Here is a 17,053-nt window from a genome sequence, read left to right on the forward strand (position 1 = left end):
GCTTGAAGTGATGTTGAACTGATAGTGCCGTGCGTCGCCCATGTCAATGGGCGACGCAGAAGGTCAGCGCGCCATGCCGCGCAGGATGTCCGCCGCCGCACGAGCGGCCACTTCGCAGCCCAGCACGAGATCCGCCTCGGACGTGTCTTCGATGAAATCGTGACTGACGCCGCCGATGCTCGGCACGAACATCATGCACGCTGGGAGATGCGGCGCGAGCACCTGCGCATCGTGCGATGCGCCGCTTGGCATGGCTTCCCAGCGCCCCGGCGCGAGCGCTTCGGCAGCCTCGGCGAGTTGCGCTTGCAGTGCTGCGTCCATCGTCACGGGATCTTCGGGCGGTTCGGTATCGAGAAACTCGACTTTTACTTTTTCCTTCGCGTTGAAGTCGCGTACCAGCGAGGCCAGCGCAGCTTTCATCGCGTGCAGACGAGCCAGGCTCGCGTCGCGGAATTGCAGAGACACGTCAGCGCTGCCCGGCACGATGCTGAACGATCCCGGATCGAGATCGATGCGGCCGACGGTCCACACGGTATCGGCATCGGCGAGCTGACGGAACGCTTCGTCCATGCGCCCGATGAACGCCACCAGCGCAGCGCCCGCATCGCGGCGGATTGACATTGGCGTGGTGCCCGCGTGATTGCGCTGTCCGGTGAAGCGCAGCCTGAGCTCGCGAATGCCGACGATGGTTGTCACCACGCCGATCGACTTGCCATGTGCCTCCAGCCGTCCGCCCTGCTCGATATGCGGCTCGAGATAGGCTCTGTGTCGCGTCTTGTCGAGCTGTACGCGCGGCCGGCCTGCGAGTCCCGCCTGAGCGATGGCATCGCGCAGCAGCAGGCCGTCGCGATTGCGCGCGTGGTCGAGTGCATCGTCCACGGATGCGCCCACGAAACTGCGGCTGCCCAGAAAGCCCGAGAAGCTGCCTTCCTCATCCATCCACGACGCGACATCCAGCGCGAGATGACGCGTGCTTTCGCACTCAGCCAGCGCCCGCGCGATCTCAAGGCCGTAGATCACGCCGAGCGCGCCGTCGAGCCAGCCGCCGGTGGGCTGCGTGTCCGTGTGCGAACCGATCAACAGCGCCGGACCCGGATGGCGCGACTGGCCGAAGACGTTGCCGACGCCGTCGATGGTCGCGGACAGCCCCGCTTCCTCCATGCGCTGCGCCAGCCAGCCCCGCGCGTCCATGTCGACTGGCGAGAACGCCAGCCGCACGACGCCCGTTCCCATCGCGCCGAAGCTGCGCAAGCGTTCGAGGTCTTGGATTAGCCGCTTGCCGTTAATCTTCGGCATCAGCTTTGCCATGCGGCGCCGTCCGGATAATGATGACGCGCGAGCGACTCCGCCTTCATCTCGATGCTGTAGCCCGCACGCTGCGGCGGCATGTAGCGGCCGTTGCGGATCACGACGGGATCGAGGAAGTGCTCGTGCAGATGATCGACATATTCGAGCACCCGGTTCTCCAGCGATCCCGACACGCAGATGTAGTCGAACAGCGAGATGTGCTGCACGTATTCGCACAGGCCCACGCCGCCCGCATGCGGGCAGACGGGCACGCCGAACTTCGCCGCCATCAGCAGCACGACGAGCACTTCGTTCAGTCCGCCGAGACGGCAGCTGTCCACCTGACAGAAGTCGATGGCCTGCGCCTGCAGCAACTGCTTGAACATCACGCGGTTCTGGCAGTGCTCGCCCGTCGCCACGCCGATCGAACCCAGCCGGCGACGTATCGATGCGTGGCCGAGGACGTCGTCGGGACTGGTCGGCTCTTCGATCCACCATGGGTCGAACTCCGCGAGACGGCGCATGTTCGCTACCGCCTCATCGACTTCCCAGACCTGGTTCGCGTCCATCATCAGCTTCGAACCGGGACCGATCTCCTCGCGCAGGATGCGCGCACGCCGCACGTCTTCTTCCAGATTGCCGCCGACCTTCTGCTTGAAATGCGTCCAGCCCTGCGCGACGCCTTCGCGCGCGAGGCGGCGAATCTTGTCGTCGTCATAGCCGAGCCAGCCCGCCGATGTGGTGTACGCGGGATAGCCCTGTTCGAGCATTTCCTTCTCGCGCTGGCCGCGCGTCTTTTCATGGCGGCGCAGCAGCGCAATGGCTTCGTATGGCGTGATGGCGTCCGTCACGTAGCGGAAGTCGAGGCAGCGCACGAGCTGTTCCGGCGTCATGTCCACCAGCAGCTTCCACACCGGCTTGCCTTCCGCCTTCGCCCACAGATCCCATGCGGCGTTCACGACGGCTGCGGTGGCGAGATGGATCGCGCCCTTGTCCGGGCCTATCCAGCGCAACTGACTGTCCGATGTGAATGCGCGCCAGAACGCACCCATGTCCGACGTGATCTCCTCCAGCGTCTTGCCGACGATCAACGGTGCAAGCGCCTGCACCGCCGCCACGCAGATCTCGTTGCCGCGTCCGATGGTGAACGTGAGACCGTGACCGGTCAGGCCTTGCGGTGCATCGGTGGCGAGCGTGACGTAGGTGGCGGAGTAGTCCGGCGCGGCGTTCATGGCGTCGGAGCCATCGAGTGAACGCGATGTGGGGAAGCGGATGTCCTGCACGGACAGGCCGGTGATCGTAGTCATCTGAATGCGCTCCTGAGCGAAGACCTGAACGAAGACGAAGCGGAAGAACCGGATTGCATCTGCGGGAAAACACCATGCGCCGTGCGCTAAAACACATGCTTTCCCAAACTGAGAGATACGCCATGACTTCGAGCATGCCTTAGCGGGTTTATACGCATTCGGCACGCGTTGACAAGGCTGCTCCGGCTTCCTAGCATGCTAGCATCTTCATCGCAAAGCAAGCATGCCGTGAGTACTTCCTCCGATACCGCGAGCGTCATCAGCAATCCCTACGATGCGTTGCACAAGATCAAGAGCGGCGACCGGGGCAGCCTCACCGACGCTGTCGAGGCCGCATTGCGCGAAGCCATCGTGACGCTGGCGCTGGAGCCCGGGCTCATGATCGACAAGCTCGCGGTCTGCGACCGCATGGGCGTGTCGCGCTTCCCGGTATCGGCCGCGCTGGCGCGTCTCGAACATGCGGGGCTCGTCGAAGTCCTGCCGCAGCGCGGCACGCGTGTGAAGCCCATCGCGCTGGAAGATATCCGTCAGCATCTGTTCATTCGCAGCGCGCTCGAAGTCGAGACCGTGCGCGGCGTTGCGAAGCTTCGTGACAGCGCAGTGCTCGATGCCCTCGCGCTCAATCTCGACCAGCAGCGCAGCACGATCGGCAAGGGCCAGCGTCTTGAGTTTCATGAACTGGATCTCGCCTTCCACGAGATCCTGCTCGACGCCATCAAGCTGCCGCGCGTGAAGGAGATTGTCGCGGTGTCGCGCAGTGCGCTGGATCGCGCGCGGCAGTTGCTGGCGAGTCCGGAGCGTGTCGCGCATACGTTCGCCGAACACGAACGCATCTTCGAAGCCATTCGCAGCGGCAAGGCCGAAGCCGCGGGACGGGCCATGCATGACCATCTGGATCAGGTGGTGGCCGAGCTGCGGCGCTCGGCGGCGGAACGGCCGGACCTGTTCGCGCCGTGAGCCTGCGTAAGCGCCATCATCGACGATGCCAACCGGAACAGGACTCGAAGCCCCTCCATGACACCCCCGCTCATATCGGTCAGCAAGCTCTGCAAGCGCTTTCCCGGCGTGCGCGCGCTGCATGAGATCCAGTTCGATCTCAAGCCAGGCGAAGTCCATGCGTTGATGGGCGAGAACGGCGCAGGCAAGTCGACGCTCATGAAGATTCTCGCTGGCGTCTACACGCGCGATTCGGGCGACATGCTGCTCGACGGCCAGCCCGTGGAGTTCACGAGTCCACGCGAGGCGCAGGCGCTGGGCATCGGCATCATTCATCAGGAACTGCAACTGATGAACCACCTGAGCGTCGCGCAGAACATCTTCATCGGGCGTGAGCCGCGCAAGTGTCTGGGCTTGCTGCTCGACGAAGACAAGCTCAACGCCGCCGCGCGCGAGATCCTCGCGCGCATGCATGTGAAGCTCGATCCGCGCACCATCGTGGGCACGCTGACCGTCGCGAGTCAGCAGATGGTGGAGATTGCGAAGGCGTTGTCGTTCGATTCGCGCGTGCTCATCATGGACGAGCCGACCTCCGCGCTCAACGATGCCGAAATCGCCGAACTGTTCCGCATCATTCGTGAACTGAAGGCGCATGGCGTGGGCATCGTCTATATCTCGCACAAGATGGACGAGCTCAAGCAGATCTCCGACCGTGTCACCGTGATGCGCGACGGCGAATATGTTGCGACGGTTCACACGGCTGAGACGAGTGTGGACACGATCATCGGCATGATGGTCGGACGGACCCTCACGGATTTGACCTCGTTCCTCGGCGGCTCGGATCAGGGCGAGATTGCGCTGGAAGTGAAGCATCTGAACGCGGGGCCGCTGGTGCGCGACGTGAGCTTCACGCTGCGGCGCGGCGAGATACTCGGCTTCGCGGGGCTGATGGGCGCGGGCCGCACCGAGGTGGCGCGGGCGGTCTTCGGCGCGGATCCGGTGCAGTCCGGCGAGATTGTCGTGAAGGGCGTGCCGGCGAGCATCAAGAAGCCGAGCGATGCAGTGCGGCGCGGCATCGGCTATCTCTCGGAAGACCGCAAGCGCTTTGGCCTCGCGACGGGCATGGACGTGGAATCGAACATCGTCATGTCCAATCTCGGCAAGTTTTTAAGCGGCCGTGTGTTCCTGCGGCGCTCGAAGATCCGCAAGACCGCCGCACACTTCATTCGCCTGCTCGCGATCCGCACGCCCTCGCCCACGCAACCGGTGCGGCTGCTTTCGGGCGGCAACCAGCAGAAGATCGTCATTGCGAAGTGGCTGGAACGCGATTGCGATGTGCTGTTCTTCGACGAGCCGACACGCGGTATCGACGTCGGTGCGAAGAGCGAAATCTACAAGCTGCTGCGGTCGCTGGCGCAACAGGGCAAGGCGATCGTGATGATCTCGTCGGAACTGCCGGAAATATTGCGCATGAGCGACCGCATCGTCGTGATGTGCGAGGGGCGCATCACCGGCGAGCTGTCTTCGGGCGACGCGACGCAAGAGCGGATCATGGAGCTCGCGACGCGGCGTGAATCTTTGCAAGCGGCTTGAGCCGCAAAGGTCGATCACATGACACAACCCACGGAAACCGCCGCGCTCGCCAGCGAGGGACGCGCAAGCGGCCTGCGTGCACGGCTCTTCACGCCGACGGCGCTGCAAAAGCTGCTGGCGTTCGCCAGCCTGATCCTGCTGCTGGTGTTCTTCAGCTTCGCATCGCCCGCCTTCATGCAGATGGACAACATCCTCGGCATTCTCCAGGCCACGGCGGTGAATGGTGTGCTGGCGATTGCGGCCACGTTTGTCATCATCACGGGCGGCATCGATCTGTCCGTGGGCACGCTGATGACCTTCACCGCGGTGATCTGCGGCGTGTTCCTCACTTACTGGCACATGCCGATGACCATCGGCGTGATTGCCGCCATCATCACGGGCGCGATCTGCGGCACCGTGTCCGGCACGCTGACCGCGAAGATGAAGATTCCGCCGTTCATCGCGACGCTCGGCATGATGATGCTGTTGAAGGGGCTCTCGCTGGTGGTGTCGTCGGACAAGCCGATCTACTTCACCGACACCGAGAACTTCTACATGATCTCGCAGGATTCGCTGATCGGTTACTTTCTGCCGAGCGTACCGATTCCCAATGCGGTGTTGATCCTGTTCTTTCTTGCCATCGTCAGTTCGATCACGTTGAATCGCACCGCGCTCGGACGCTATACGTTCGCGCTCGGCAGTAATGAGGAAGCCGTGCGGCTGTCCGGGGTGAATGTGGATCGCTGGAAGATCGCTATCTATGGGCTGGGCGGTGCGATATGCGGCATCGCCGGGCTGCTGATTGCGTCGCGGCTGAATTCAGCGCAGCCGGCGTTGGGGCAAGGTTATGAACTCGATGCCATTGCGGCGGTTGTGATCGGAGGGACCTCGCTTTCCGGGGGATCGGGGACGATTCTCGGGACCATCATCGGTGCGTTCATCATGAGCGTGCTGACCAATGGATTGCGCATCATGTCCGTCGCGCAGGAATGGCAGATCGTCGTGACGGGACTCATCATCATTCTCGCGGTGTATGCGGATATCTTGCGGCGCAGGAAAAGCAGTTGAACGTTATGTGCCTGTCAGACCAACAAAGGGAAACATCGAAACCAAGGAGGAGACGCATCATGCTGAAAAGAACCATCTTCGGAGTGCTGGCGGGCGTGTTTGCCATGGCCGGAACGGTTGGCGTCGCGCAGGCGGACGAGCCGTATATTCCGCTTATTTCCAAAGGCTTCCAGCATCAGTTCTGGCAAGCCGTGAAGGCAGGGGCGGAGCAGTCGGCCAAGGAACAGAAGGTCAGGATCACCTTTGAAGGACCGGAAACCGAGGCTATGGTCGACAAGCAGATCGATATGCTCTCGGCTGCGCTGGCGAAGAAGCCGCAGGCTATCGGGATCGCGGCGCTGGATAGCAAGGCGGCTATTCCCTTGCTGAAGCGGGCGCAGAACAACAAGATTCCAATCATTGCGTTCGACTCGGGCGTGGATAGCGATATTCCTTTGACTACCTGCTCCACCGATAACCTGGCGGCTGCGGCGCTTGCTGCTGACAAGATGGCTGAGGCGATCGGGAATTCAGGGGAAGTCGGGGTGATCGTGCACGATCAGACCAGCCGTACGGGGATTGATCGGCGGGATGGGTTCTTGAATCAGATGAAGGCCAAGCATCCTGGGATCAAGATCGTTTCCGTGCAGTATGGCGGAGGCGATCACTTGAAATCCGCCGAAATCGCTAAAGCGATGCTTCAGGCTAATCCGAACATCAAAGGCTTGTTCGGGGCGAATGAAGGGTCGGCTGAGGGTGCGGCTATTGGCGTGAAGGAGTCGGGGAAGAAGCTCGTGCTGATCGGGTATGACTCGGGCAAAGAGCAGAAAGACGACATCATGTCCGGGTTGATGTATGGGGCGATTACGCAGAATCCAATCGGGATCGGGAAGTGTGTCGTCGATTCGGCTGTGAAGGCGATGAAGGGCGAGAAGCTGCCGAAGAAGATCGATACCGGGTTTTATTGGTACGACAAGGGGAATATGAGTGATCCGAAGATCAAGGCGGTTTTGTATGATTGAAGCTTGACGGTAGCAATCGAGCACGCGAAGCAAGCCCCTTTTACGAGGGGCTTCATCTTAGGTCGCAGCCTGCGTTTGATACGTTCCGATCTGCCCGCTGCGTGGGTCCCGCCCAAAGCCTAAGTTCTCCGCCCCGACAATGAGCGTGTTTCCTGTCAGCTCACCAGCGCCACGATGACTGTCCCCCACAGCGCCAACAGTACATTCCCCACCGCATAGGCCACGCCATAGCCCAAGGTCGGTACCGCGCTTTTCGCTGCCTCCTGCACCGCTGCCAAAGCCGGCGTGGCAGTCGAAGCGCCTGCGCACACCCCGAGCATGACACCCGGATGCATCTTCATGATCTTGTGCCCGACGAATACGCCGACCAGCATGGGAATACTCGAGGTCAATACGCCTGCAAGCAGCAGCGAAAGTCCGCTCGATTGCAGTCCTTTGACGAAGTCGGGCCCGGCGTTCAAGCCTACGATGGCGACGAAGCCCGTCAATCCAATCGATTCGAACACCCACAACGTCGGCCCGGGAATACGCCCGAAGAGGCGCGGCTGCACCGAACGCAGCCAGCCACACACCAATCCGCCCAGTAGCACGCCCACGCTGAGCGACAGGCCGATCTCCACCCCGCCGACAACCAGCGCCGGGACGCCTATCAGCGCGCCGGCCACGATACCGAGCGACACCAGAACCATGTCCGTCGCATTGCTCGCGCGGTCGGCCACGCCGAGTTTGCCGACGATCGCTTCCACGCGGGACATGCTGCCCACGAGCGTGAGCACATCACCACGGTTGAGCACGGTCTCCGGCGAGATCAGCATCGGCGTGCCCGCGCGCGTGAGGCGTGATACGAATACGCCGCGTGCGGCCTGCTCCCGCGCCAACTCGCCAAGTCGGCGGCCGTCGATCGTCCTGGATGTGACCACCACATCGAGCGCTTCGGCCTCCACGTCCAGTAACTCGCGGTCGTCGATCTCACGCACGCCCGAAGCCTGCCCTGGCATGTGTTCGACCAACAAGGTGCGCCGTCCGGCGGCACTGATGATGTCGCCTGCGCGGAGCACAGTGTCGGGGGCGGCGTTCATGACTTGGCCGTCACGTCGCATCCGGTCTATGAAGAGACGCTGATCGCCCATGTTGGCTTCCGTGTCCGATATCGACGCACCCGCCAGCGGCGAACCTTCCTCAATGAAATAGGCGCGCAGCTCGAACTCCCGTCTCACGGGAATACCTTGCGCGCTGCCGCCTTGCATCTTGTCTTCGAGCTCGCGGCAGGCCGCAGGCAAGTTCACCCCGATGAGCTTGGGAGCCAGTTGGCTCAGGATCCACGCCGTACCGATCACACCTATCAGATAGGTAACAGCAAAGGCGACTGGAATCTGATTGGTCAGCATCTGCCGATCGGCGTCGGACAGGTTCAGCCGTGTAATGGCGTCGGTGGCAGTACCGATGGTGGCGGACTCGGTGAGCGACCCGGCTACCACGCCCGCCGCGGTGCCGGCCTGATAACCCAGGAACTTGCTCACGATGAACGCCACCGCAAGGCCGGTCGTGGCCACGATCGCAGCCAGGAACGCTTGCTGCAGGCCGTCGCGACGCAGGCCGCGAAAGAACTGGGGGCCGGTGCGAAATCCGATGGAAAACAGAAAGAGCAGAAAGAAACATTGCTTCACTTCGCCGGAGATCCTGAACTCCAATTGGCCCACGAGCACCCCCGCCAGTAACGTGCCGGTGACCGCGCCTAACGTGAAGCTGCCGATCTTCAGTTTGCCGAGCGCATAACCGAAGCCCAGGACCAGGAAGAAAGTGACTTCGGGATGGATTCGAAGCACGTGCTGAAACCAATTGAACGCGACGCTCATCGATAGCTCCCTGACATGGCTCCGAGCCGGTTTGCAAAGCACGCAACCAGACAGTCCCGCAATTTCCAGGGGCGGCCCTCTTGCGTAGCGGCCTGTCGCACACGCGACGGGCGTCCATGCGTTTCACGAAGCGTCGTCACGGCGCGATCGACTGCAAGAGCCGTGTGAGATCGCGCGGCTCCACGCGGATGATCCCGCCCTTCGGGCTGTCGATGTCCGCGATGAGCGCAAGAGAAAGCGCGACGGTCGCGGGAAGAATGGTGATGAGCAATCCCTTTCGCAGACTGCCTTTCGCGCCGTAACCCTGAACGACACATCCGAGCAGTGCGATGATGATCATCAGATACCACGCTCCCAGCGGGATATGATTGATTCGCGCGGCCTCCGAGTAATCCTGTGAATTCAGAACATCGTTCATGCCTGCGACGACAAGCGCCCCGATTGGCGTCGGCTGCGCTTTCGCGACCTGGGTCGTGAGCGCCCAAAGTTCCGTCTCGGTATTCGCCATGTCGCGGTTGATCTTCGCCAGTTCCACCGGATCCCGCATACGGTAACTCGCGAGTCTCAGCCTCGTATAGTGAACCAAGGCGGTCTTGATCTTTCCACCGACCGCCGCATCGGCGAGATCCGCACGCGAATACTCGGTGCCGATGGCATTCGCTTCGCTTTCTTCCAGCGTCTTGCGAAGGTCGTAGCGGTTCACCGCCATCGACAGGCTGAAGCCGACCAGGAGCGCAAGCAACGTCAACGTGGATGTCTGAATGATGTTGAAGTCCTCCCGGTCCTCGGCAGGCAGCACGGCCATGCGACGCAACACGTAGGCGCCGAACGCCACCGCGCCGATGAGCATCAGGAGAAGCGCCACGAACAGGAGAGCGGGATGATCGACGAATGCGGTCATTTCATGCCCCTCTCGCGCAGGGTGCGGTCGCGGATTCGAGTGAAGAGAAGGAATCGAGGTTCACCATGGTTCACCTTGCCTGGCCCCGTGACGACGCGCCGGCGCGACCTCCGTCGCAGCCGGCGCCGGTTTCACCTCACGGCCGTGGCGTCACGATCGGGAAGAGCGGATGGAAGGTGTCGGTCAAGGACAGCTACTCCGATATCTGCTGCGGATCACCCGGCTTTTGCCTCATGTCAATGGGCGATCGTGCCGCGCAAGCAATGCGGCCAGCACAAAGCATGCGCCCGCGAAAACATCAGAAATCTTCATCGAGCTTGAAGCATCGACCTCGGTTCACGCTCCGTTGCATGCCAGATTACCTCCAGCAGTCGATCGTTCATCGTCGCGAGTCAGTTGGGAAAATCCAGGTATCGTTCCCCGTGTGAAGCGAACGTGACCTTGATGACCGATATCGCTAACCCGCTCGATTGGCAAGGAGTTTCTATCGGAAAGCAGATAGGCAGCTGACCTTCGGGCTATTCGATAGAACCGCGCCAGTGGCGCCACGGCGCCCTCATCCCGGCAGGCTCGCCGGCTGAGCCTGCTGATGCCGCCAGATGATGATGCCGGCAGTTTGTGTGAAGGCGGCAGCGAGTTCCATATCGATCTGGTCGGGTTCACGCGGGTCCTCGAAGTACATTGCAAGCGAACCAACCAGATTGCCTTCCGATGTCTCGTCCGGAAACGACCAGCCGCCGCGATAATTGAACTGTCTCGCAAGCCAGGTCCAGGGTTGCCAGCGCGGCTCGTCGATACGTAGGGAAAAGACCTTTCTGAGCAGGCAGCGGCCTTCGCCACTGCTCACCAGCGCTTCCCGCGCCTCGCTTTCGCAAAGCACATCTTGAATGTCGTTGATGAGTTGCGCGTCGCGAAACGCTGGCACGAAGTCCGTGATGCGCCGGCCGGCATCGCCCGCCTTGAGCGAGAACATGGCCTGCATCGAAGGCGTGAACCAGCGAAGCTTCAAGTCCCGGTCCAGAAACAGTGTCATCACCGCGCCGGATTGCAGCACACGGCTTTGCATCGCCATCTGCGTGACGTTCTCCTGCAGATGGAGATTCGCATTGTTGAGATCCGCATTACTTTCATTCAGCTGCTCGTTGGACGCTTTCAGTTCCTCGTTCAATGCCAGCAACTCTTCACGCGATGCCTCGAGTTCTTCACGCGAGACACGCGCCTCGTTCTCCCAATCCGTACTGATAGCAAGCTCCGGATGCTGAACTGTTGCCTGGCGCTCGCACGTGACGGACTTGAGATGGGGATCCTCGTTGCGAATGAAGGAGACCGGAATCCGGTCCCACTCGTCGCCGAATGCGTGCTGCAATGACGTAACCCGCACGCATTGAAGGGACGGAAAAGCACCCTGCGCATTGGCGATCGAGACCCTTGAGCATGTCACCTTCGACGAGCGAGTTACGCGCGAGGATCGGGAACAGCAAGCCAGGCTGGCTGACCCGATCAAGGATACTCGTGCGTCGGACAAGCGTGGGCGGAGTGTGAGCGGATGACATGACGTTCGTTCAGCAATGTCTGTATCGTTCCGCAGTTCAGATAAACCGCTTCCCCGCCTGCGCCAAGCTCGCCCCAAGTGTTGCCCGCCTCACGCTCGCCCCGGCAATTCTTCCGTATAGTTCAATAAAAAAAAGGAAGTTATTACGGTACAAGAGGGGACGCCATGCACACGCACAATCCAGCCGACAACATCGGACAACTTGCCAGACCCACGCATAACAACGATATCCGCCCTTTGACAGGCCTTCGCGGCGTCGCCGCCTTATGGGTGGTCGTGCATCACATGTTATTGCTTGCGCCGCTTCCGGCTTCGCTCGACACCCTCGTGCATCACGGTTATCTGGCGGTCGATATCTTCTTCATGCTCAGCGGCTTCGTCATGTCGTTGACGTATGAGCGCATGTTCAGAACCCGCTTGCTCGGCAGAGGCTATGCAATCTTCCTGCTCAGACGCCTGGCGCGCGTGTACCCGCTATACGTCGTCACGCTATTGGCCGTCGCCGCACTCAATCTCGCCGGCTTCAGCCATTCCTGGTCAGGCGGATTTGCAAACTTCGTCTTCAACGTGCTGATGATTCACGGATGGGGATTCTATGACTCCATCAATTCGCCGGCATGGTCTATCAGCACGGAATTCGCCGCCTATCTCCTCTTTCCCGCGTTCACGCTTCTCGTATTGCGACAGCGGTGGCTGCGCATCGCCTCCGTGACGCTGTTCATCGCGGGCATCGCATTGATGTCATGCGTATCGCTGCATCAAGGCGCCCAGAACGGCCCGCTCGATATCGCCAACGAAGCGACCATTTTTCCGCTGCTTCGTTGCCTGTGCGAATTCGGTATCGGCATGGCGGTCTATGTCGCGGCGAGAGATCCGCGCATTGCCAAGGCGTGCTCGGGCAAGCTGGTATCGGCGTTCATCGTGATCGCGTTGCTTGCCTGCCTGCTGACGCCAGGAAGCGATCTGGTCGTGGTTCTCGCGACGCCTTTCGTCATCGTCATTGCGGCGACTTCAAGAAAGGCACCCGTCAGCAGATTCCTGGGCTCTGCTCCCGTCTTCTTTCTCGGCGAGATCTCGTACGCGATGTATCTGCTCCACTCGCAGTTCTTGCGGATCTACCGGCTCGGACCGCTGATTCTCGAACGACACCACATGCCGCATCCGCTCGCGCTGCTGATCACCGTCGCCGCGTTGTTCGGCAGCCTGATTACCGCGAGCTATCTGGCCTTTCGTTATCTGGAAGTACCGGCGCGCAATGCAATTCGCAGGCTCGAAGGCAGATTGCAGCCGCGCGTTGCGAACGCGGTTGCGGTCCAGTCCTGAAGAAAGAAGCACCTGAGGAGGATCAGGTCACCGGCGCCGGATTGAAAAGCACCAAGGCGTTATGCAGCTTGAGCGCCTCGGCCTTGGTCTGCTTCTTCCCGCTGGCGACATCGAGCATCAGCCGGAACAGTTCCCAGCCCACATCCGCAATGGTGGCCTCACCGGTAGCGATGGTGCCCGCATTGACGTCCATCAGATCATGCCAGCGGCGCGCCAGGTCCGAGCGCGTCGCGACCTTCAGCACCGGCACTTCCGCAAGGCTATAAGGCGTCCCGCGCCCCGTCGTGAAGACATGCAGGTTGATGCCCGATGCCAGCTGCAACGTCCCGCAAATAAAATCGCTGGCGGGCGTCGCGGCATAGATGAGCCCCTTCTGCTTCACCTTCTCCCCGGGCGACAACACACCGGAGATCGTCGAACTCCCTGACTTCACGATGGACCCCATCGCCTTCTCGACGATGTTCGACAAGCCGCCCTTCTTGTTCCCCGGCGTCGTGTTCGCGCTCCGGTCCGCCCCACCGCGCTTCAGATAATCGTCGTACCACTGCATCTCGCGGATGATCGCCTGCGCCACTTCGCCGTTCGCCGCACGCGCCGTCAACTGTGCCACGCCGTCGCGCACTTCGGTCACTTCCGAGAACATCACGGTTGCGCCCGCGCGCACCAGCAGATCGGTCGCGAAGCCCACCGCCGGATTCGCCGTCAGCCCGGAAAACGCATCGCTCCCGCCGCACTGCACGCCAACGACGAGATCCGCCGCCGGACACGTCTCACGACGCCGGTTGTCCAGCCGCTTCAGATGCGTCTCCGCCATGCGCATGATCGAATCGATCATCGACTGGAAGCCCACATGTTCCTCGTCCTGCAACACGACCGTGCCGCCGTTGCCGTCGTGCGTGTTGTCGCCGATATCGGCCACGTCTTCCGTCTGCGCCGAAGCCGCGGCGATGGGAATCGTGCCCGCCGGCATCAGCCGCTCCGGCTGCAGCTTCTCGCAGCCCAGGCTCACCATCATCACTTCGCCGCCGAAGTTCGGATTCAGCGCGATGTTGCGCACCGTGCGGATCGGCACCATGGCGTCCGGCGCGTCGATGGCCACGCCACACCCATAGGTGTGACCGAGGCTCACGACATCGTCGACGTTCGGGTACTTCGGCAGCAGTTCCGCCTTGATGCGCGTCACGGCGTGCTGCACGACGTCCGCCACGCACTGCACGGTGGTGGTAATGGCGAGGATGTTGCGCGTCCCGACCGACCCGTCCGCGTTGCGATAACCCTCGAAGGTGAAGCCTTCGAGCGGCGATTCGTCCGGCGCCTTGATGGTGGCGATGGGCAAGTCGTGCAGTTCGGGCGGCGTCGGCATGCGCGTGACGTGCTCGTTCACCCAGCTTCCCTTCGGCAGGAACCGCGTCGCATAGCCGATCACCACGTTGTAGCGGATCACGGCATCGCCTTCCGCGAGGTCTTTCAGGGACAGCTTGTGGCCCTGCGGCACGCGTTCGCGCAGCACGAGGCCATCGGCAAACGTGGCGCCTTCGCCCAGGCCGCCGTCGTTCACGACGATCGCGACGTTGTCGTCCGGATGCACACGTATATACAGCGGGGACTGATTCATTCTGACGTTCCTTCGGCACGCAACGGGCCGCTTAGAGTTATGTCATCCTACAACATAGCCGCGTTGTACGGATAAGTATTTACCCTATCCATTGATTCCATTGCAATAAATCCGTTGTCGACCGCCAACCTATGTTGTACGATGACTTATAAGCTCGGCAACCGCCGGTCGCTGCTCAACGGACATTCTCATGACGACTCCGCAAGAACTGAAGCACATCGTTTCCGAAGGCCTGCTCTCCTTCCCCGTCACCGACTTTGACAGCCAGGGCAACTTCCGCGCCGACACCTACGCGCAGCGCCTCGAATGGCTGGCTCCGTACGGTGCGTCCGCGCTGTTCGTCGCGGGCGGCACGGGCGAGTTCTTCTCGCTGACGCAACCCGAATACTCGCAGATCGTGAAGACGGCCACCGAAGTGTGCCGCGGCAAGGTGCCCATCCTGGCGGGCGCGGGCGGTCCGACGCGCACGGCCATCGCCTTCGCGCAGGAAGCCGAGAAGCAAGGCGCGCAGGGCATCCTGCTGATGCCGCACTATCTGACGGAAGCCTCGCAGGACGGCATCCGCGCGCACGCCGAGGAAGTGTGCCGCGCCGTGCCGAACATGGGCGTCATCATCTACAACCGCGCCAATTCGAAGCTCAACGCGGACATGCTGGAGCAACTGGCGGAACGCTGCCCGAACCTGATCGGCTTCAAGGACGGCGTCGGCGAAATCGAGAACATGGTCACCATCCGCCGCCGTCTGGGCGAGCGCTTCTCGTACCTCGGCGGCCTGCCGACGGCTGAAGTCTACGCAGCCGCATACAAGGCGCTGGGCGTGCCGGTGTACTCGTCGGCGGTGTTCAACTTCATTCCGAAGACGGCGATGGAGTTCTACCGTGCCATCGCCGCCGACGACCACGCGACCACCGGCCGCCTGATCGACGAATTCTTCCTGCCGTACCTGAAGATCCGCAATCGCAAGGCGGGTTATGCGGTGTCGATCGTCAAGGCCGGCGCGAAGCTGGTCGGCCACGACGCGGGCCCGGTGCGCGCGCCGCTGACGGATCTGACGGGCGAGGAAATGGAGCAACTGGACGCGCTCATCAAGAAGCTCGGCGCGCAGTAACTCCACGCTGCAGCGGAAGTACAAGCAGACAGGCGAAGCGCGGCATGGCCGGACGCTTCGCCGACGAGGGCCGCGCGAGCGGCCCTCCGTGTATCGGCACGCCTGAATCCGTGCAGTGCCCAATCGAAGCAAGGGGACGTTCATGTCGATGAGCCGCGCCGCGAATCCCGCGGACCTCATGAAGCGCAGCAAGACGCGCTATCTCATTCTGTTGCTGATCTTCGTGATCACGACCTTCAACTACGCCGACCGCGCGACCCTCTCGGTCACCGGCTCGGCGATGCGTGCCGAATTCGGCTTCGACGCGATCCGCATGGGCTATATCTTCTCGGCCTTCAGCTGGGCGTATGTGTTGTCGCAGTTGCCGGCCGGCTGGTTGCTCGACCGCTTCGGCGCGCGGCGCGTGTATGCGGCGAGCATTTTTCTGTGGTCGCTCTTCACGCTGCTGCAAAGCTCCATCGGCTTGCTGGGCAGCGCGGCGACCGCCGTCACGGCGCTGTTCACGCTGCGCTTCATGATGGGCGCGGCTGAAGCGCCCGCCTTCCCGGCCAACGCAAAAGTGGTCGCCAGCTGGTTCCCGACGAAGGAGCGCGGCACGGCATCGGCGATTTTCAACTCGGCGCAGTATTTCGCGGCCGTCGTGTTCACGCCGTTGATGGCCTGGCTCACGCACGCATTCGGCTGGCATCACGTCTATATCGTGATGGGCATCGCCGGCTTGCTGCTCGCGCTGACGTGGCTCTCCGTGATGAAGAATCCGGCGGATCATCCGCGCGTGAACCGGCAGGAACTGGAATATATCGAGGAAGGCGGCGGGCTGGTGCACGGTCACCGGCGCGGCTCGGCGGGCGGCGCGGCGCGGTCCGGGCAGATCGGCTGGCCGGTCGTCAGGCAACTGCTGACCAACCGGATGCTGCTCGGCGTCTATCTCGCGCAGTACTGCATCAACGTGCTGACGTACTTCTTCCTGACGTGGTTCCCGATCTACCTCGTCCAGGCGCGCCACATGACGATCCTGAAGGCGGGCTTCGTTGCGTCGCTGCCGGCCATCTGCGGCTTCGCGGGCGGCGTGCTCGGCGGCGTCATCTCGGATGCGCTGCTGCGCCGCGGCACGTCGCTGACGGTGGCGCGCAAGCTGCCGATCGTTGGCGGCATGCTGCTGTCGTCGTGCATCATCGGCTGCAACTACGTGAACACAGACTGGCTCGTGGTGGCGCTGATGTCGCTGGCGTTCTTCGGCAAGGGCATCGGCGCGCTGGGCTGGGCCGTGGTGGCGGATACGTCGCCGAAGGAAGCCATCGGGCTGTCGGGATCGATCTTCAACATGTTCGGCAACGTCGCCGGGATCGTGACGCCGATCGTGATCGGCTATCTCGTCGCCGAGACCGGCTCGTTCAACGGCGCGCTGGCGTTCGTCGGCATCAACGCGCTGGTGACCGTGTTCAGCTATCTCGTGATCGTGAAGGACATCAGGCGCGTGGAACTGAAGATTTAAGTCTCTTCAGGCGTCAAGCCCGTTCTGTTTGC

General features: G+C 62.1%; 13 protein-coding genes. 7 read left to right on the top strand and 6 right to left on the bottom strand.

The window, feature by feature from the left end:
• Positions 1-63: 63 nt before the first annotated feature.
• Both QCE62_RS25940 and QCE62_RS25945 read right to left on the bottom strand, forming a co-directional pair.
• Positions 64-1,296: a Zn-dependent hydrolase gene (locus tag QCE62_RS25940; protein WP_309925310.1), complete on the bottom strand. Its 1,233-nt coding sequence runs from the start codon at positions 1,294-1,296 to the stop codon at positions 64-66.
• Positions 1,296-2,594, bottom strand: a complete 1,299-nt coding sequence (locus QCE62_RS25945; RefSeq protein ID WP_309924801.1) for an L-fuconate dehydratase — start codon at positions 2,592-2,594, stop codon at positions 1,296-1,298. Before QCE62_RS25945 ends, QCE62_RS25940 begins: the two co-directional genes overlap by 1 nt.
• A 195-nt stretch (positions 2,595-2,789) precedes the next feature.
• Between QCE62_RS25945 and QCE62_RS25950 the strand changes: the two genes are divergently transcribed.
• Genes QCE62_RS25950 through QCE62_RS25965 form a run of 4 tightly spaced genes read left to right on the top strand, consistent with a single transcriptional unit; the run spans position 2,790 to position 7,171 of the window.
• On the top strand, positions 2,790-3,551 hold the full coding sequence (locus tag QCE62_RS25950; protein ID WP_309924802.1) for a GntR family transcriptional regulator: 762 nt from the start codon (positions 2,790-2,792) through the stop codon (positions 3,549-3,551).
• Positions 3,552-3,608: 57 nt separating this feature from the next.
• The gene (locus tag QCE62_RS25955) at positions 3,609-5,123 is read left to right on the top strand and encodes a sugar ABC transporter ATP-binding protein (RefSeq protein ID WP_309924805.1); all 1,515 of its coding nucleotides are present in this window, start codon (positions 3,609-3,611) and stop codon (positions 5,121-5,123) included.
• Positions 5,124-5,141: 18 nt separating this feature from the next.
• On the top strand, positions 5,142-6,170 hold the full coding sequence (locus tag QCE62_RS25960) for an ABC transporter permease (protein ID WP_309924808.1): 1,029 nt from the start codon (positions 5,142-5,144) through the stop codon (positions 6,168-6,170).
• A gap of 59 nt (positions 6,171-6,229) precedes the next feature.
• Positions 6,230-7,171 carry an ABC transporter substrate-binding protein gene (locus QCE62_RS25965; RefSeq protein ID WP_309924809.1) on the top strand — a complete coding sequence of 314 codons (942 nt, stop codon included), beginning with the start codon at positions 6,230-6,232 and terminating at the stop codon, positions 7,169-7,171.
• Positions 7,172-7,326: 155 nt separating this feature from the next.
• Here QCE62_RS25965 and aspT read toward each other — a convergent pair whose 3' ends face one another.
• The 3 genes from aspT to QCE62_RS25980 all read right to left on the bottom strand — a co-directional run bounded on the left by aspT (position 7,327) and on the right by QCE62_RS25980 (position 11,294).
• Positions 7,327-9,027, bottom strand: coding sequence for an aspartate-alanine antiporter (gene aspT / locus QCE62_RS25970; RefSeq protein WP_309924810.1), 1,701 nt, complete (start codon positions 9,025-9,027; stop codon positions 7,327-7,329).
• A 136-nt stretch (positions 9,028-9,163) separates the two neighbouring features.
• Positions 9,164-9,928: a hypothetical protein gene (locus QCE62_RS25975; protein WP_309924811.1), complete on the bottom strand. Its 765-nt coding sequence runs from the start codon at positions 9,926-9,928 to the stop codon at positions 9,164-9,166.
• A gap of 556 nt (positions 9,929-10,484) precedes the next feature.
• The gene (locus QCE62_RS25980) at positions 10,485-11,294 is read right to left on the bottom strand and encodes a PAS domain-containing protein (protein WP_309924812.1); all 810 of its coding nucleotides are present in this window, start codon (positions 11,292-11,294) and stop codon (positions 10,485-10,487) included.
• Positions 11,295-11,645: 351 nt separating this feature from the next.
• On the opposite strand from QCE62_RS25980, the gene QCE62_RS25985 reads away from it, so the two are divergent.
• A complete protein-coding gene (locus tag QCE62_RS25985; protein WP_309924813.1) occupies positions 11,646-12,803 on the top strand; it encodes an acyltransferase in 1,158 nt (385 codons plus the stop codon).
• A 22-nt stretch (positions 12,804-12,825) separates the two neighbouring features.
• Here the strand turns inward: QCE62_RS25985 and garD are convergent, their stop codons facing one another.
• Entirely contained in the window at positions 12,826-14,418 is a 1,593-nt protein-coding gene (gene garD, locus QCE62_RS25990) for a galactarate dehydratase (RefSeq protein WP_309924814.1), read from the bottom strand.
• Positions 14,419-14,608: 190 nt separating this feature from the next.
• Here garD and kdgD point away from each other — a divergent pair, with 190 nt between their 5' ends.
• Both kdgD and QCE62_RS26000 read left to right on the top strand, forming a co-directional pair.
• Positions 14,609-15,526 (top strand): 5-dehydro-4-deoxyglucarate dehydratase, encoded by a 918-nt coding sequence (gene kdgD / locus QCE62_RS25995; RefSeq protein ID WP_309924816.1) that lies wholly within the window; start codon positions 14,609-14,611, stop codon positions 15,524-15,526.
• Between the two features lie 142 nt (positions 15,527-15,668).
• Positions 15,669-17,021: an MFS transporter gene (locus QCE62_RS26000; RefSeq protein ID WP_309924817.1), complete on the top strand. Its 1,353-nt coding sequence runs from the start codon at positions 15,669-15,671 to the stop codon at positions 17,019-17,021.
• Positions 17,022-17,053: the final 32 nt, after the last annotated feature.

The sequence above is a fragment of the Caballeronia sp. LZ033 genome (genome assembly GCF_031451265.1).
Lineage (GTDB): Bacteria > Pseudomonadota > Gammaproteobacteria > Burkholderiales > Burkholderiaceae > Caballeronia.

Bases quoted from the DNA above. Each gene is read 5' to 3' on its own strand.
- QCE62_RS25985 (WP_309924813.1), top strand. From the start codon at position 11,646: ATGCACACGCACAATCCAGCCGACAACATCGGACAACTTGCCAGACCC.
- QCE62_RS25955 (WP_309924805.1), top strand. From the start codon at position 3,609: ATGACACCCCCGCTCATATCGGTCAGCAAGCTCTGCAAGCGCTTTCCC.
- kdgD (WP_309924816.1), top strand. From the start codon at position 14,609: ATGACGACTCCGCAAGAACTGAAGCACATCGTTTCCGAAGGCCTGCTC.
- QCE62_RS25940 (WP_309925310.1), bottom strand. From the start codon at position 1,296: ATGCCGAAGATTAACGGCAAGCGGCTAATCCAAGACCTCGAACGCTTG.
- QCE62_RS25975 (WP_309924811.1), bottom strand. From the start codon at position 9,928: ATGACCGCATTCGTCGATCATCCCGCTCTCCTGTTCGTGGCGCTTCTC.
- QCE62_RS26000 (WP_309924817.1), top strand. From the start codon at position 15,669: ATGTCGATGAGCCGCGCCGCGAATCCCGCGGACCTCATGAAGCGCAGC.
- QCE62_RS25960 (WP_309924808.1), top strand. From the start codon at position 5,142: ATGACACAACCCACGGAAACCGCCGCGCTCGCCAGCGAGGGACGCGCA.
- QCE62_RS25950 (WP_309924802.1), top strand. From the start codon at position 2,790: ATGCTAGCATCTTCATCGCAAAGCAAGCATGCCGTGAGTACTTCCTCC.
- QCE62_RS25965 (WP_309924809.1), top strand. From the start codon at position 6,230: ATGCTGAAAAGAACCATCTTCGGAGTGCTGGCGGGCGTGTTTGCCATG.
- garD (WP_309924814.1), bottom strand. From the start codon at position 14,418: ATGAATCAGTCCCCGCTGTATATACGTGTGCATCCGGACGACAACGTC.
- QCE62_RS25945 (WP_309924801.1), bottom strand. From the start codon at position 2,594: ATGACTACGATCACCGGCCTGTCCGTGCAGGACATCCGCTTCCCCACA.
- aspT (WP_309924810.1), bottom strand. From the start codon at position 9,027: ATGAGCGTCGCGTTCAATTGGTTTCAGCACGTGCTTCGAATCCATCCC.